Genomic DNA, 830 nt, shown 5'->3' with positions numbered 1-830 from the left:
TCGTGGTGATCACTGTGCTGATCTCGGTGATGGGTATGCACGGCAGCGCGACGGTCGAGACCCTGCGCGACGGGTTCCTGCAGGCCGCGCTTGTCACGCTGGTGATCGGCCCGCTGGTTCATTTGCTGGTGCCCGCGCGGAGCCGCGAAAAGCACGTGGATGATCCGACGCCGGGCAGCGGCAATGCGGTCACCGGTGCGGCGATCCGCGCGAGCGTTCTGCTGGGCCTCAGCTTCTGGCTCTACGCCGTGATGCAGCCTTCGGACATGATGATGGCCGTGGTCGCCGCCATGGTCCTGGTCTTTCCGACGCGCCGCGCGGTGTTTTCCGAAGCGCTCCAGCGAGTCCGGGCGACCGTTTTCGGCGGCGCCGTGGCGATGGGGATCCTCGGTCTTTTCGTCCTGTCGCCGCATCTGCCGATCCTGCTGGGGCTAATCTTCCTCGGCGGACTCTGGCTCGGCCAGAGGATGCTGTTCGGGCGCCATCCCAGCATGGTCTATCAATATGCCTTCTCGGTGACGCTGGCTCTGGTGGCCGGGGCGCTCAGCACGCAGGACGCAACCTATGCCACCTTCACGCGTATCGTCCTGACACTGGTCGGCGCCTTCACGGCGGCCTGTGCCGTCGCGCTGCTCGATGCATTGACGAATTGGCGAGGGGGTGACGCGCGGGAACCGGCGTGACCCTGCCCGGTCAACGCGAAAGCGCCGCGCACCCGGCAGGCGCGCGGCTGGGTCCAGAACGGACGCCTCATCTTCCGGTTTACATATCCTCGCGCCGGACATCGCTGCCCCGCGCCTCCTCCGGGGTCAACTTGTCGAACCGCCCGG

1 protein-coding gene is annotated in these 830 nt (G+C 67.0%); it reads left to right on the top strand.

The window, feature by feature from the left end; translation table 11 throughout:
* A partial coding sequence (locus tag ACFSUD_RS19650) for an FUSC family protein (RefSeq protein WP_386376195.1) occupies positions 1 to 683 on the top strand: 683 nt, incomplete at its 5' end.
* Positions 684 to 830 lie beyond the last annotated feature (147 nt).

Source organism: Sulfitobacter aestuarii, assembly GCF_042685005.1.
GTDB classification, from domain to species: domain Bacteria; phylum Pseudomonadota; class Alphaproteobacteria; order Rhodobacterales; family Rhodobacteraceae; genus Sulfitobacter; species Sulfitobacter aestuarii.
The sequence above is the reverse complement of the archived record's forward strand: the minus strand, read 5'-3'. Positions and strand labels throughout refer to the sequence as shown.